General features: G+C 60.8%; 15 protein-coding genes. 4 read left to right on the top strand and 11 right to left on the bottom strand.

The annotated features are described in order from the left end of the window. Nucleotides 1-15: 15 nt before the first annotated feature. From proB to AOP6_RS14030, 6 genes are all read right to left on the bottom strand, one after another. Nucleotides 16-1,134, bottom strand: coding sequence for a glutamate 5-kinase (gene proB / locus AOP6_RS14055; protein ID WP_155877353.1), 1,119 nt, complete (start codon nucleotides 1,132-1,134; stop codon nucleotides 16-18). 75 nt (nucleotides 1,135-1,209) lie between these two features. After that, nucleotides 1,210-2,247 (bottom strand): GTPase ObgE, encoded by a 1,038-nt coding sequence (obgE, locus tag AOP6_RS14050; RefSeq protein ID WP_155877352.1) that lies wholly within the window; start codon nucleotides 2,245-2,247, stop codon nucleotides 1,210-1,212. A 162-nt stretch (nucleotides 2,248-2,409) separates the two neighbouring features. Next, nucleotides 2,410-2,664, bottom strand: a complete 255-nt coding sequence (gene rpmA, locus AOP6_RS14045; RefSeq protein ID WP_155877351.1) for a 50S ribosomal protein L27 — start codon at nucleotides 2,662-2,664, stop codon at nucleotides 2,410-2,412. Between the two features lie 11 nt (nucleotides 2,665-2,675). Then, complete coding sequence (gene rplU / locus AOP6_RS14040) at nucleotides 2,676-2,984, bottom strand: 50S ribosomal protein L21 (protein WP_155877758.1); 309 nt, start codon at nucleotides 2,982-2,984, stop codon at nucleotides 2,676-2,678. Between the two features lie 99 nt (nucleotides 2,985-3,083). Continuing rightward, nucleotides 3,084-4,595, bottom strand: coding sequence for an Rne/Rng family ribonuclease (locus AOP6_RS14035; RefSeq protein WP_155877350.1), 1,512 nt, complete (start codon nucleotides 4,593-4,595; stop codon nucleotides 3,084-3,086). A 53-nt stretch (nucleotides 4,596-4,648) separates the two neighbouring features. Next, entirely contained in the window at nucleotides 4,649-7,156 is a 2,508-nt protein-coding gene (locus AOP6_RS14030) for a TIGR03960 family B12-binding radical SAM protein (RefSeq protein ID WP_225897307.1), read from the bottom strand. Between the two features lie 178 nt (nucleotides 7,157-7,334). Here AOP6_RS14030 and rpsA point away from each other — a divergent pair, with 178 nt between their 5' ends. The 3 genes from rpsA to AOP6_RS14015 are packed head-to-tail and all read left to right on the top strand — an operon-like array spanning nucleotide 7,335 to nucleotide 10,399. Beyond that, a complete protein-coding gene (gene rpsA, locus AOP6_RS14025) occupies nucleotides 7,335-8,543 on the top strand; it encodes a 30S ribosomal protein S1 (protein WP_155877349.1) in 1,209 nt (402 codons plus the stop codon). Nucleotides 8,544-8,551: 8 nt separating this feature from the next. Further along, a complete protein-coding gene (locus tag AOP6_RS14020) occupies nucleotides 8,552-9,691 on the top strand; it encodes an MFS transporter (protein ID WP_155877348.1) in 1,140 nt (379 codons plus the stop codon). Between the two features lie 12 nt (nucleotides 9,692-9,703). Further along, complete coding sequence (locus AOP6_RS14015; RefSeq protein WP_155877347.1) at nucleotides 9,704-10,399, top strand: YkgJ family cysteine cluster protein; 696 nt, start codon at nucleotides 9,704-9,706, stop codon at nucleotides 10,397-10,399. On the opposite strand, the gene AOP6_RS14010 is transcribed toward AOP6_RS14015, so the two are convergent. Beyond that, nucleotides 10,396-10,605, bottom strand: coding sequence for a hypothetical protein (locus AOP6_RS14010; protein ID WP_155877346.1), 210 nt, complete (start codon nucleotides 10,603-10,605; stop codon nucleotides 10,396-10,398). The genes AOP6_RS14015 and AOP6_RS14010 overlap by 4 nt on opposite strands. Nucleotides 10,606-10,787: 182 nt before the next feature. On the opposite strand from AOP6_RS14010, the gene AOP6_RS14005 reads away from it, so the two are divergent. After that, nucleotides 10,788-11,213: a DUF3617 domain-containing protein gene (locus AOP6_RS14005; RefSeq protein ID WP_213194616.1), complete on the top strand. Its 426-nt coding sequence runs from the start codon at nucleotides 10,788-10,790 to the stop codon at nucleotides 11,211-11,213. Between the two features lie 30 nt (nucleotides 11,214-11,243). Here AOP6_RS14005 and AOP6_RS14000 read toward each other — a convergent pair whose 3' ends face one another. From AOP6_RS14000 to AOP6_RS13985, 4 genes are all read right to left on the bottom strand, one after another. Next, nucleotides 11,244-11,795: a permease gene (locus tag AOP6_RS14000; protein WP_155877344.1), complete on the bottom strand. Its 552-nt coding sequence runs from the start codon at nucleotides 11,793-11,795 to the stop codon at nucleotides 11,244-11,246. Next, a complete protein-coding gene (locus AOP6_RS13995; RefSeq protein WP_155877343.1) occupies nucleotides 11,792-12,274 on the bottom strand; it encodes a permease in 483 nt (160 codons plus the stop codon). The genes AOP6_RS14000 and AOP6_RS13995 overlap by 4 nt, the downstream gene beginning before the upstream one ends. Nucleotides 12,275-12,354: 80 nt before the next feature. Beyond that, on the bottom strand, nucleotides 12,355-12,924 hold the full coding sequence (locus tag AOP6_RS13990) for a LemA family protein (RefSeq protein WP_155877342.1): 570 nt from the start codon (nucleotides 12,922-12,924) through the stop codon (nucleotides 12,355-12,357). Nucleotides 12,925-12,948: 24 nt separating this feature from the next. Further along, nucleotides 12,949-14,886 carry a hypothetical protein gene (locus AOP6_RS13985; RefSeq protein WP_155877341.1) on the bottom strand — a complete coding sequence of 646 codons (1,938 nt, stop codon included), beginning with the start codon at nucleotides 14,884-14,886 and terminating at the stop codon, nucleotides 12,949-12,951. Between the last annotated feature and the right edge of the window lie 11 nt (nucleotides 14,887-14,897).

The following is a 14,897-nucleotide window of genomic DNA, read 5'->3' as shown; positions in this document are numbered from 1 at the left end:
AGTCAAAGGATGTGATCAGTTGTTGAGAACCAGGTTGTCACGGTGGACGATCTCGTCGCCGTACTTGTAGCCGAGAATCTTTTCAATCTCTGACGATTTTTTCCCCATGATAGGGAGTAGTTCGGAAAGAGAGTAATTGGTGACTCCTTTGCCGAGTTCTTCGCCCGCAAGGGTGCACAGGCGCACGGCATCGCCGCGGTCGAAGCCTCCCTCAACACCCTTGATTCCTGAAGGGAGCAAACTCTTGTGCCCTTCCAGCAGCGCCTTGACGGCTCCTTCGTCGATGAAGAGCTTGCCCCGCGGCTTCTTGGTGTAGGCGATCCAGTGTTTTTTTGCCGCCATGCGGTTGCGGGCGGGCAGAAAATAGGTGCCGACTTCCTCGCCGTCGAAGAGGCGCAGCAGATTGCCGGGAGTGGTGCCGTTGATGATGGCCGTGCCGACGCCATAGAGGGTGGCTCTTTTGGCGGCCTTGAGTTTTGTCCCCATGCCACCGGTACCCAGAGTGCCACTGTCGCCGGCCATCGCCTCGATCTCAGGGCTGATGCGTTCGACCACGGGGATCAGCTGGGCCTTGGGGTCCTTGCGTGGATCCCGATCATACAGGCCGTTGACGTCAGAGAGAATGACCAGCAGATTGGCTTCCACCAGGTTGGTGACCATGGCGGACAGGTTGTCGTTGTCGCCAAAGCGGATCTCTTCGACCACGACGGTATCGTTTTCGTTGATAATGGGGATAACGTGGTGGTCGAGCAGGGTCATCAGCGTGTTGCGGGCGTTCAGGTAGCGGCGGCGGTTGGCGAGGTCGTCACGGGTAAGCAAAACCTGGGCGACGGTCCGATTCTGTTCGAGAAAGGCATCCTTGTAGCAGCGCATCAGGCGGGTCTGGCCGATAGCGGCGGCTGCCTGCTTCAGGGGGATGGTCTGGGGGCGACCGCTGATGCCGAGGGCCCCTTTGCCAGCCGCTACGGCCCCGGAGGAGACGAGAATAACCTCAAAGCCGCGGTCGATCAGTTGGCCGACTTCGTCAGTCAAGTTAGCGATAACGGCGGGGTCGAGTCCTTCCTCGGTGGAGATGACACCGCTGCCGATCTTGATGACGACACGCCGCACATGGGAGAGCAGGTTTTTGATCATGGCTGATATGCGCGTAAAGTGTTTGAAATCAGGACGAAAAACGAAGGCCCATCATAGCCGCCGACTAAGAAGCTGTCAAGGTTCGCTGACAGAATCGGCCAGGAGACTCTCCCGGCGGCGATCCAGTTCCTGCCCGATACTTTCAACCAGTTCTTTGACGCCCTCGCCGGTAATGGCCGAAAGGGGAAAGACACGGTAGCCTTGCTTCTCAAAGAAGGGGCGTACCTCGTCAAGTTGTTCCCGCACCTCGGTGACATCGAGCTTGGAGAGAACGACAAACTGGGTCTTCTGCATCATCTCGGGATTATGGCAAGCCAGTTCCTGGTTGATGATGCGGAAATTTTCCAGGGGGTCCCCCTGCTGCATGCCGGAGAGGTCGACCAGGTGCAGAAAGAGATCCGTGCGTTCGACGTGGCGCAGGAAACGGGTGCCGAGACCCTGCCCCTCGCTGGCCCCTTCAATGAGACCTGGAATGTCGGCCATGACGAAGGTTTTAAAGCCGCCGTAGCGCACGACGCCGAGGTTCGGTACCAGGGTGGTGAAGGGATAGTCAGCGATTTTGGGACGGGCGGCCGAAGTGGCGGCAATCAGGGTCGACTTGCCGGCATTGGGCAGGCCGACCAGGCCGACATCGGCCAGCAGTTTGAGCTCAAGACGTAAGGCCACTTCCTCGCCGGGGGTGCCTGGCTGAGTGTGGCGGGGCGCGCGATTGGTGCTGGTGGTAAAGCGGGCGTTCCCGCGACCTCCCATGCCCCCCTTGAGGAGGCGCACCTTCTGGCCAGGTTCGGTGAGGTCGGCTAGCTGTTCACCGGTGTCGGCGTTATAGATAAGGGTGCCGGCGGGGACATGGATGACCAACGCTTCACCGGATTTGCCATGCATGTTTTTGCCCATGCCATGGCCGCCGCGCTCGGCCTTGTAGTGCACCTTGTAGCGGAAGTCAAGCAGGGTCGAGAGGTTGGAGTCAACCTCGAAATAGACGTCGCCGCCATGGCCGCCGTCGCCGCCGTCCGGACCGCCCATGGGCACGAATTTCTCCCGGCGGAAGGAGAGGCAGCCGCGGCCGCCGTCGCCGGCCTTGACAAAAATTTTTACGGAATCAACAAAACGCATGAAAAACTTCCTGGGGTATTCTGTTCAAGTGGATGCCAAAAGCAGCGGCGCCGGCCGATCTATGGCGGGCTCGCTCTTCGTATCCATTTTTACCATAAAAAAACCCGAAGTTCTCAATGCGAACCTCGGGTTTTTCCTTGGTTGGATCTGTCGGCAGGACGATCAGTCAGCGTAGACGCTGATTTTCTGGCGATCTTTGCCTTTGCGCTCGAACTTGACTTTGCCGTCGATCAGCGCATAAAGGGTGTAATCCTTGCCGCAGCCCACGTTGTTGCCGGGGTGGAAGGTCGTGCCGCGCTGCCGGACCAGGATGGATCCGGAGGTTACGGCTTCACCACCAAAGCGCTTGACGCCCAAGCGTTTACCAGCGCTGTCACGGCCGTTACGAGAGCTACCAACTCCTTTTTTGTGTGCCATGGTAAATCTCCTTACGCCTCAATACCTGTAATTTTCAGGCGGGTGATAGGCTGACGGTGTCCATAGGTCTTGCGATAGCCTTTGCGCCGCTTGGAATGAAAGACGAGAATCTTCTTGTCTTTATCCTGCTCGACGATCCGCGCTTTGACTTTCGCGCCAGGCAATAGAGGTGCTCCGATTTTAACCTCTTCTCCGCCAACCATGAGGACCTCGGTCAACTCGATGGAATCTCCCACCGCGCCTTCCAGCTTTTCGACCTTCAACAGGTCGCCTTCGGATACTTTGTACTGTTTCCCTCCGGTTTTGATCACCGCGTACATAATGCGTTTCACCTCACTCTCTGAACTTTTTAGATAGGTAACGCGGCACTATAGGCCCAATCCGTTTACCTGTCAAGGAATAAAAACAAGCCCAAAAACTCAGCCGACCAGGATATCGAACTGCTCGATATGGAAGTTCGGGCGGGCGGTGATACTGATCTGCTTTTCGAACTGTTTTTCCAGTTCTTCAATGCCGTGCCGCTCTTCATCGTAGAGCAGGGCGGCGATGTCGGGGTGAACCTGCAGGGTCAGGCGGTAGCCTGGCAGGTCGCGGATTTCCCGGCGGATTTCCCGAAAGACCTCATAGGCCAGCGTGGTGCGGCTCTTCACGTAACCTTTACCCTCGCAGTAGGGACAAGGTTCACAGAGGGTGCGACCAATGCTCTCGCGCACGCGCTTACGGGTCATCTCCACCAGGCCCAGTTCGGAGATCTTCAGGATGTTGGTCTTGCTCTTGTCGTTTTTCAGAGCTTCCTCCAGGGCTGAATGGACTTTTTCCCGGTGCAGCTCCTTTTCCATGTCGATGAAGTCGATGATGATCAGGCCGCCGATATTGCGCAGGCGCAGCTGAAAAGCGATCTCCTTGACAGCCTCCAGGTTGGTCTTGAGGATGGTGTCCTCCAGGTTGTGCTTACCCACGAAGCGGCCCGTGTTGACGTCGATGGCGTTGAGGGCTTCCGTCTGTTCAATGATGATGTAGCCGCCGCTCTTGAGCCACACCTTGCGCCCCAGGGCTCGGGCGATTTCCACCTCGAGGCCGAAGGCGTCGAAAATGGGCTCGTCCTGGTCGTAGAGCTCGATGTCCACACTCAGCTTGGGCATGAAGGTCTGCAAAAAGCGGACGATCTTGTCATGTTCTTCCTGGGAGTCGACCACGATGCGGCGTACATCCTCGGTCAGGATGTCGCGCAGCACCTTGCTGGTGACGTCGAGATCCGAATGGATGAGGCAGGGCGCCTTTTTGTTCTCCTTGCGCTTGGCGATATCCTTCCAGAGGCCGACCAGGAATTCAACGTCCGCGCGCAGATCCTCCTCGCTCTTCCCTTCAGCGGCGGTGCGCACGATGAAGCCGGTGCCCTGGGGGCGGATACTCTCGATGATGAGGCGCAGCCGGTCCTTTTCCTCTTCGTTTTCGATGCGGCGGGAGATGCCGATGTGGTCGACGGTCGGCATGTAGACAAGATGACGGCCCGGCAGGGAGATATGCGAGGTGATGCGGGCTCCCTTGGTGCCGATGGGTTCCTTGGCGACCTGGGCCAGGATGGTCTGCCCTTCCTGTAGCAGGTCTTCGATGGGGGGGAGCGGCGGGCGGTCGTCGTCGCCTCCTTCGCTGGGCTTGGCGTGCTGGCTGGCCCCTTCGACGAACTGCTCGACCGCCTCCATTTCATCGAGCACGTCGGCCACGTAGAGAAAGGCGGCCTTTTCCAGGCCGATGTCGACGAAGGCCGCCTGCATGCCGGGAAGGACCCGGATGACCTTCCCCTGGTAGATGTTTCCCACGATCCCCCGTTCCCGGCTCCGTTCGATATAGAGCTCGGCGATGTGTCCGCTCTCCAGCAGGGCGACACGGGTTTCGTGGGAGGTCGTGTTGATGACCAGTTCTTTGGTCATGGTTCCTCCCTGTCAAGAAAAAGGTTTATATGAAGTTTCTGAAAATGTGCGTTTTATTGGTCGAGAACCGTGGCCGTCTTGCGGATGCGCAGCGCCCGCACCTGGTCTGTCGAAAGGCCGAGCAGGTGGGCGGTGAGGGCCGTGGGACTGCCCTTCTTCAGGTGCAGCATCAGAGCGCCTTCTGCCAGGTCCAGGTCGATGACCCAGGGGCGCATGTCGACGGTGACGGTCTTGCGGCCTTTATCCTTGCTGTACAGAGCTTCCGGGGCCGCCAGAAAAGCGACGAGGCGTTCCGCCAGATCGGCGGGCGCCTCCGGCGGCAATTCTACCCGATAGACGACCTCACCAATGCAGGACGCTGGCGAAGGGATCTGCCAGGGGACGCTGGCACCTTCCAGTACCCGGAAACCATCGGGCAGCTGGGTGTTGAGGGTGGTGACCACCTGCTGGGCCGTCCAGGGCTGGGAAAGCTCGATATCGATGATCTCCGCATCGCTTTCGACCCCCGTCGGCAGGGCGTCGGGGAAAGAGATACGTGGCTGCGGGTTGAAGCCGGCCGAGAAGCGTACGGGGATGTGCCCCCGGCTCACCGCCCGGTGAAAGAGAGTCATGAATTCAAGATGGCCTACGAAGCGGGCCTTGCCCTCTTTCCGTACCCGCAGGCGGACCTTGTGACGCTCCTCGCTGGCCACCGGTTCCGGTGGAAGCTCCGCTGGCTTGACCTCTGCCGGTGCTGCCGTCAGGCGCATGCGCAGCTGGTCGAAATCGCAGATGCCGCACTGGCTGCACGGCCCGGTGCGACAGTCGGGCGTATAGGCCCCGGCCAGGGACTGACGGCGCTCCCGGATAAAAAAGGCTTTGGGGATGCCGCAGTCGAGGTGATCCCAGGGCAGGAATTCCTCTTCCGAGCGTTCCCGCAGATACCAGGCGGGCTCGATGCCGAGCTCGGCGAAGGCCTGCATCCAGCGTTCAAAGTTGAAGTGCTCCTGCCAGCCGTCGAAACGGCAGCCGAGGTCGACGGCCCGTTCGAGCACCTGGCCCAGGCGCCGATCGCCACGAGCAAAGACCCCTTCGAGAAAGGAGAGCTGGGCGTCGTGCCACTTCAGGCGCATCTTGCGATTTTTCAGGCCGTCGCGCAGCATGTGCTGGCGGCGCACGGTCTCTTCGATGCTGAGTTGCGCTTCCCACTGAAAGGGGGTGTGGGCCTTGGGAACGAAGGTCGAAACAGAAGGGGCCACGTCGGCGCCACCTTCCGTCCCCTTGCCGCTGCGCTTGACCTTGACGGCCAGATCGATGATGGCCTCAATGTCCTCATCGGTTTCCGTCGGCAGGCCCATCATGAAATAGAGTTTGATGCGGCGCCAGCCCAGGGTGAAGGCGTTGTGGGTGGCAGTGAGCAGATCTTCTTCGGTGATCCCCTTGTTGATGACCTGACGCAGTCGCTCGGTGCCGGCCTCGGGCGCGAGGGTGAAGCCGGTCTTGCGCACTTTCTTGATTTCTTCCATCAGTTCCGGCGTCAGCGAACCGACGCGCAGGCTGGGGAGGGACACCGCCACCTTGCGGCGGGCGTAGCGGTCCATCAATTCTTTAAGCAGGGGTTCGATGCAGCTGTAGTCGCCGGTGGACAGGGAGAGCAGGGAGACTTCCTCGTAGCCGGAGCCTTCCAAGGCCTGGTCAATAAGCTCGACAATCTTTTGTGGACTGCGTTCGCGCACCGGCCGGTAGATGTAGCCTGCCTGGCAGAAGCGGCAGCCGCGGGTACAGCCACGGGCGATTTCCATGGCGACGCGGTCGTGCACGGTGTTCATAAAGGGGACGATGGGCGCCGTGGGATAGGGGGCGGTCTCCAGGTCGTTGAGAAAACGCCGGTGCACGCGGGCGTACTCAGCCCGTTCGGGTTGAATAGCGGCGATGGTGCCGTCCTCGTGGTAGCGTACCTCAAACAGGGACGGCACGTAGACGCCTTCGATAGAGCTTAGTCGGCGCAGCAGGGCAGCGCGATCCTCCTGGGCTGCCTTGGATGCCCGCACGGCCTGGCAGAGTTCGACGACCGCTTCCTCGGCGTCGCCGATGACGGCGCAGTCGAAAAAATCAGCCAACGGCTCGGGGTTGTAGGCGCAGGGGCCGCCGACGATCACCAGGGGGTGCGTTTCGTTACGCTGCTGGCGCCGGCGGGGGATGCCGCCGAGGTCGAGCATGTTGAGCACGTTACTGTAGGACAGCTCGTACTGCAGGGTGAAGCCCACCAGGTCGAAGTCGGCCAGGGGGCGTTCGGTTTCCAGGGAGGTCAGCGGGGTGTCGCTGGCGCGCAGATGCTCTTCCATGTCGGGCCAGGGGGCGTAGACGCGTTCCGCCGCGACAGCCTCCAGGCCGTTGAGTACCGCATAGAGAATGCCGAAGCCCAGGTGGCTCATGCCCACTTCGTAGACATCGGGGAAGGCCAGAGCAAAGTGCAAATCGATCTTATCGTCGTCTTTTTTGATGCTGCCCAGTTCACCGCCCAGGTAGCGGGAGGGGCGATTGATCTGGGAGAAGATGTGGTGTAAGTCGTTGCGGGACAAATGGATTTCTTTCTGTGATTTAGCGGTTGAAAATCAAACATCTTATCATGCCCCAGTTTGTGCTAACAAGGCCTTTTTTCTGCACGACAAGGAGGGTCTTCTTGCACTTTTCCCGGGGTGCACGTAGAATGCGCCAGATTCATAGACGCGTAGCGCAAAAGGCATCGGGGAGGAAAACATGGTGGATGATCGCTGGGAAGAGGAAACAAATGACGGGGAAGAGAGTTTTGCCGAACTGCTGGAGCAGAGCTTTGTTGGCGAGAAGATCCTGACGCCGGGCCAGAAAGTGGAGGCGGATATCCTCAAGATTACCGCCGACTGGGTCTTTCTGGATGTCGGCCAGAAGGGCGAGGGGGTGCTCGATCGCAAGGAACTCCTTGATGCCGAAGGGAAGCTGACCGTCGCCGAAGGCGATCGGATCTCTGCCTATTTCGTTTCTCGCGCTGGCGGGGAACTGCGTTTCACTACTCGCATGGGAGGCGCCGGCACCGGTAGCGCCCAGTTGGAAGAAGCCTGGCGCAGCGGCATTCCCGTGGACGGATTGGTGGAAAAAGAGATCAAGGGAGGCTACGAAGTCAAGTTGGCCGGCCAGGCGCGGGCCTTCTGCCCCTACTCGCAGATGGCGCTACGCCGTACCGAGGATCCGGGCCAGTTCGTCGGACGCCATCTGCCCTTCAAAATCAGCCGCTATGAAGAACAGGGACGCAACATCGTGGTGTCCCACCGCGTTATTCTGGAGGAGGAGCAGCAACAGCAACGGGAACAGCTACGGCAAACCCTGCAGGAAGGGATGACCGTGCCCGGCACCGTCACCTCTCTGCGCGATTTCGGCGCCTTTGTCGACATTGGCGGCCTGGAGGGGCTGCTGCCCATCTCGGAGGTGGGGTGGGGTCGGGTCGAGGATATCAGCGAGACCCTCGCCGTCGGCCAGCAGGTCCAGGTGGTCATCAAGAAGCTGGATTGGGACAATCAGCGCTTTTCCTTCAGTCTGAAAGAGACCCTGGCCGACCCCTGGGAACAGGCGCCCCTGCAGTTCCCCGAAGGCTCCGTGCAGCAGGGCAAGGTCGCGCGCCTGACCCCTTTTGGCGCCTTTGTCACCCTCGCCGACGGCATCGACGGTCTCATCCATATTTCCAAGCTGGGCGGAGGCAAACGCATCAACCATCCGCGCGAAGTGGTGCAGGAAGGGCAACAGCTGGAGGTGCGCGTCGAATCGGTGGACAGTCAGAGCCGCCGCATCTCCCTGGCGTTGGCCGGTAGTGAAGCACGAAGCGAGACGGTCGAGGCCAAGGAGGATTTCGGCGCCTACCTGCAGGAGCAGCCCGGCTCCTCCATGGGCACCCTGGGTGATCTGCTGCGTCAGGCCGGCAGCAAGAAGAAAAAGTAGCAAAAACCATGATTCGCGATGAGCAGCGCCCCATGCTGCGTTTTTTGATCGTCCAGAGCACGGCCTCGGTGGTCGGCCTGCAGGGCTGGATGATTCTCTTCAACAATTTCGCCGTCGAGGAAGCCGGTCTCAACGGTCAGCAGATCGGCATGCTCGGCTCCATCCGCGAAGTCCCCGGCTTTCTGGCCCTGCTGGCCGTCTTCGTCCTCCTCGTCATGCGGGAGCACCGCCTGTCGGCCCTGTCGGTGACCCTGCTTGGCCTGGGTGTTGGGCTGACGGGCTTTTTCCCCAGCTATCCTGGCCTCATCCTGACCACCCTCATCATGAGCTTCGGCTTCCACTATTACGAGACCACCAACCAGTCCCTCACCCTGCAGTATTTCAGCACCGCCGTCTCGCCCCTCATTTTCGGCCGCCTGCGCAGCCTGGCGGCCGCCACCAGTATCCTGGTCGGCCTGTTGATCTTCCTCATGGGTCAGAGCCTGAGCTATCGCACCATGTTTCTGGTCATCGGTGCCCTGGTGACGGCGGCCGGCGTCTGGGGGCTCTGGCAGGATCCCACCCATCGCAACCTGGAACCCCAGCGCACCGAGATGGTCTTCCGCCGTAAATATGCCCTCTTCTATTTCCTCACCTTCATGTCCGGGGCGCGGCGTCAGATCTTCATGGCCTTTGCCGTGTTTCTCATGGTCAAGGTCTTTGCCTTCTCGGTGACGGAGATTACCCTGCTCTTTATCGTCAATAACGCGATCAACTTCTTTCTCAGTCCCGCCATCGGCCGGGCCATCGTGCGTTTCGGCGAGCGCACTGTCCTCTCGGTGGAATACGCCGGCCTGGTCGTGATCTTCCTCCTCTACGCCACCACCGAATCGCGCTGGGTCGTCGTGGTGATGTACATCCTCGACCACATCCTCTTCAACTTCGCCATCGCCATCCGCACCTATTTTCAGAAGATCGCCGAGCCGGGAGATATCGCGCCGAGCATGGCGGTGAGCTTCACCATCAACCATATCGCCGCCGTGGTCATTCCTGCTATCGGCGGGGCTCTGTGGATGGTCGACTACAGTATTCCCTTCGTGGCCGGGGCGGTGATGAGCCTGATTTCCCTCCTCGCCGTGCAGCGTATTCCCCGTCTGGCGGGGGCCTGAATCGAGGTTGACATGGAGAGCCGTCAGATTCTGCAGGACTACGCCAGGTTGCTGGCGAGCGTGGATCGCTGGTTCGATACCTGTGCCAGTGCAGCCGGAGAGGCCATCGCCTGCCGGAAGGGATGCGCCCAGTGCTGCCGGGGCCTCTTCGACATCACCCTGCTCGACGCCTTGCTGCTTAAGGAGGCCTTTGATCTCCTCCCGGCGGCGGTGCGTCAGCCGGTGCTGGCCAAGGCGCAGGCGCGTTTACTTGCCCTGCACAAAGAGTGGCCGCAGCTGCGCCCCCCCTATATTCTCAACCTGCTCCCCCACGAAGAATGGATGGATACCCCCGAAGACGACCTCACCCCGTGCCCCCTGCTCGATGAACAGGGGCTGTGCCTGATCTATGAGGCGCGGCCTCTGACCTGCCGTCTGCACGGCCTGCCGCATGTCGATGTGAGTGGGGAGGTTTTTGCCGAGGAGTGGTGCACTTTAAACTTTGTCGGAACGGATCCGCTCGAAAAGGAAGAGCTGCGCTGGCACTTTCGGCAGACATTTCTCCAACAGCTCCAGTTGATGCGGGAGTTGACGCAGCAGTTGACAGGATACCCCGTTCATGAGGTGGACACCTTCATTCCCCTCGCCCTACTGGCCGATTTTGCCGCCTGTGACTGGCGGGCGCTGGGTCTGCAAGGCCCGCCCTCATACCCCGCCGACAAGGTTTAGAAGGAGCGGTCAGGCCAGTCGTCAAAATCGAGAACGGGGCTTCCATCGACCAGGAGAGTCATGGACGTCGTGTTTCTGGCGCGGTTGAAGCGGATGCGCAGTTCCTGGTTGCACCAGGTGGTGGAGAAGGGATATTCCGGGTCGCTGGTAGCCTCCCAGCGCTGGACCTGCTTCAGGGTTTTGAGCCATCTGGATTCAGCGGACATGGATCCTCCTGGTGACGAAGATATCCGTTGGACGACTGAGCCTGAAAAAGGTTTACGAAAAAATTGTTTTCCGCCGGTAACGACGCTTTGCTCCGACAAAGGTATAATGGCCTAAAGCGGTTCCGAGGGAGTGCGGAATGCATGGCGCCTTGCGGATTCCCTTCGGCGGAAGGAGGTTTGTCATGTTCAGAACGTTCGCGACATGGTTTCTGGTTGTTGGTTTATCTTTGGGGGGCCTCGCACTTGCCGCGGAGGTGCAGATGCGGCCGGGGCTATGGGAGATAAGCAGCCGGCTGGAGATGCCCGGGATGCCCATGCAGATGCCGGCGATGACCCACACCCAATGCCTGAGCAAGGAAGATCTTGTCCCTCAGCGGGCGGAGTCCGACCAGCAGTGTCGCCTGATTGAAAACAAGGTATCCGGCAATACGGTGCGATGGGTGATGCAGTGCACCTCGGACGAGGGCACGACGACCGCCCGGGGCGAGGTGACCTACCAGGGGGATAGTTTCAAGGGCCAGGTCCGCATAGAGACTGTTCTTCCCGGGCAGGAACCGATGGAAATGGTCAGTCACACGACGGGAAAGAGAATCGGGGACTGCCCCTGATTCACCGTCGGCACCGGCCTTTGGAGCCCTTCAACGCGGCCTGTTGCCATAGGGCGCAGGCCGCCATTCCATAAGAGCTTCGACCAGCAGGCCGATGGGGATGGCGGTGAGAATGGTGAGGACGGAGCGGGAGATGGAAAAGCTCCAGCCGAGAAACTGCACCTCCAGGGGAATCATCGGAATCTTCACGGCATAGGCGGCCAGTACAGTGGTAATGACGGCCCAGCGCGCCCCCTGCGCGCGGATGCTCTGCAGCAGGGGGAAGATGATATAGGCCGGCCCAATGAGCACCGTGCCGCAGGCAGCGGCAATCACCAGGGCTTTCCAACCCCCTTCCTTGCCCAGCATGGCGGCGACCTTGTCGCGGCTGATCCACACCTGCAGCAATCCCATCAACCCAAAGACGGAAATGATGATGAGCAGCACGGAGCCGAAGGTGCGTCCGCTCATCTCCAGGGCTTCCCGCGCCCGTTCCGGGGTGGTCTGAAAGGCCCATAGGTAGAGGGCAATGACGGAGAGCAAAAGCCATTGGGAGCGCAGCAGCTTGAGTGCTTTGACGAGGAGAGAGTCTGCCGGCGTCATAGAATCCCTCCCATGAGCAGGCCGATGACGAGGGCGGCGATAAAAGCGATGCCGTTTCGCAGCAGGGCGAAGCGGGCGCCAAAGACACCCACCTCAAAAGGCAGGGTCACCACGCCGACGGATACCCAGGAGACGATGAAGGCGGCGATGGCCGGCGGCCAGGCGCCGGCGGAGAGCAGGGTGCCGGCCAGGGGGAAGGCCGCCGCCGGCGGGCCGATGGCGATAGCACCCATGCCGCCACCGAGCAGAAGACTGATGGGGCCGGAAGATTCGCCCAGAATTTTTTCAATCAGTTCCGGCGGGATAAAGACCTGAAAGAGGCCGACCAGGCCGAAGACGGCGACGAGCAGGGGAAAGAGGCGCCACAGGGACAGCCCGGCGATCTTGAGACTCTTGCGCGTCTTCTCCGGGGAATTGCTGGAGCTGAAGCCGTAGGCAATCAGAATAAGGACCAGGTAGGTCAAGCCGACGGCACTCATGCCTTGGCTCCAGTCAGTTTCACAAAATATGTCACGTAAAAGACTCCCTGCAGAGCGCCCTCAGAACCTTTCGAAAGTTATCAGTGGTGAGCAAAGGAGACCTGGACATCCTGCCGATGGGCCGGATCGATCTGCCAGAGGGTGCGGGGCGTGAAGTGGAAAAGACGGGCGATGACGAGGTCGGGAAACTGGTCGAGGCGAATATTGTAGAAAGTGACCGATTCGTTGTACAGCTCACGCCGGTCGGCGATCTGGTCCTCCAGCTCACTGATGCGGGCACCGAGATTGCGGAAGGCGACATCGGCCTTGAGGTCGGGGTAGCGCTCCACCACCATGAAGAGGGAACGCAGGGTCTCGGTCAAGGCGTTCTGGGCCCCCATCCTCTCCTGGTCACTGCCGGCGTTGTTAATGGCCGAGCGGGCCTTGACGACTTCTTCCAGGGTTTTCTGTTCATGCTGCATGTAGCCTTCGCAGACCTTGATAAGCTTCGGCAGCTCGTCGAAGCGCTGTTTGAGCAATACGTCGATATTGCTCCAGGACTTGTCGATAGTATTTTTCAGGTGGATAAAACCGTTGTACAGGAGCACGGCGTACAGAATCAGGGCCACGCTAATCAACAGGAATGCAGCGAGAACGATCCAGCCAGTCATAAGTTTCTCCTCTTGAAGCGAAGGTTAAGGGCCGGTGAGTAGCGGGACCAGCCGAGTCAGAGACCAGAAAGCCGCCGCCACGGCGGCGAGGAAAAGGGGAATGGCGGTCAGGCCGTAGTTGCGGGTCAGGTGCGCCTCCGAGGGCGTTTCGGCGATGATGAAGGGGAGGCGGCGATGCGGGTCGCGTCCGATAATCACCGCGCCCCGCCCGCTACTGCCGGTGGCGTGTAGAGCCTGGTGCAGAGCCTCTTCTTCGGCGGTCTGCCGTGCTTCGTCCCACTCATCCGGGCTGAGATGGCCATCCTGGTTTTTATCGAACCATTGCCGTTTAGCCGGATCCTGCTTGTATCCCTGCAGAATCGCGCGGGTGCGTTCCCGCAGGGTCGGTGCCGGGGATCGCTCCTGGTAAGCCTGTCCGAGAATATAGACCGGGCTCCCCTCGTGAATCAACTCCTCCACCCATTTTTCATCGGGCTCGTTACCCCGCACGAGCAGACCTGTCTGGCCGGGGTAGCCTTCCTGGCTCGATTTGGGTCGGACGCGAGCGCCCTGGGGATCGACGATGACGCGGCCGCTGCCGTCGTCGAGCAGAAAAGGGACGTAACCGCTGTCCTGCGTACTCACCAGGTTCCAGGTACGGTCACGGTCGTCGCGTCGGTACTTTTTCAGGCGGTAATAGACACAGGGGGACTGGGTCATGGGGGAGACCAGGGCATAACGGCGTCGGGCCCGGCCGTGGACCTCGACCATCCCCAGGGCCAGGGAGCGGATTCGGCTGGTGGGGGTATTTTCAAGCAGGCGCTTGAGGCGGATGAAATGAAAGCCGCTCGCCAGCAGAATGGCAGAGAGGAGGGCCGGCAGCATGCCCGTCTTCATCCCCTGGCGGAACAATTCGCCCAGCAGCCGGTTGTTCTGCCCCATAAGCAGGGCGAAGCCGGCGCCGAGGGCCGCCATGATGAAAAAAACCTCGATGGGCCGCGTGAAAAAGCGCCGCGATTGGCGATGGTCCGGCGGCGGGGGCGGCAGACCCCGCCAGGATGCAGGGTCGGGTGCCGTCGCCGGGTCCGTTTCGTTGGTGACCTCGTCCGTCTTCGTTGCAGAGGCGACGGCAGCCAGCAGGGGGGCGATACCTGCCTCCGGCCCGGGTTCGCTGGTGTTCTGCTCGGCCTGGGCCCGGCGCAGATCGGCCAGGCGCCAGCCGAAGAGGGTGAGACGGTTGAGATTTTCCGGTGACGCTTTTTCGCCGAGTTTCGTTTCGTCGAGCTGACAGCCGGGCAGCTGGGCCAGGCCGAACTCGGTGTTCAATGTGAAGTCGCTGGCCTGGCGCCGCAGGAGCTGCATCAGCTGATGCAGGTTTTCCGCCCCGCTCAGGCCTGCCAGCTCACCCAGCCCTTGCGGGTTGAAGCGCCCGGGTACGAAGCGCAGGGCTTCAGCGATCCGCCCTTCGCCATCCAGTAGATAGATGTCAAGCACCGGGCGGGCCCGCAGGATGATGCGATAGTGCTGGCGGGAATCGAGTGGGACGATGTGCTCCTGGCCACGGTAGGCGTTCTGGGCGAGCAGGTTCTTGATGTGGCGTTTGGCCAGGGTGCCGCTGAGGTCGGCCAGCACGGCCAGCACGGCTTGTCCCTTCGGCAGTGGGGTCGTGCCCTTGTCAGTCGTGAAAAAAAGGGTCTCCGGCGTGATGCGGATCTCACGCACCCGGGCCGGAGCAAAGGTGGGGCGTGTCGGCTGCACCACCCAGCAGGCCACCCCCACCTGGCGCAGGCGCTCGGCCATGGCCGTCAGGCGCTCATGCTCACCTCGGGTCAGCAGGGCCTTGCCCGCCCCGAGGAGTCGCTGGCGGGCCTGATAGATGTCGAGCCCGTACTGTTTTGCCAGGGTGCGAAGGGCATCCGCCAGCCCCTCCGCTTCGGCGGCGGTCTTTTCGACGAGGAGAAGATGTTCAGACGAGCCGGGCATGACGGCGCCTC

This window comes from Desulfuromonas sp. AOP6, from assembly GCF_009731355.2.
Classification (GTDB): Bacteria; Desulfobacterota; Desulfuromonadia; order Desulfuromonadales; family SZUA-540; genus SZUA-540.
This window is presented reverse-complemented; position numbering and strand designations above follow the sequence as displayed.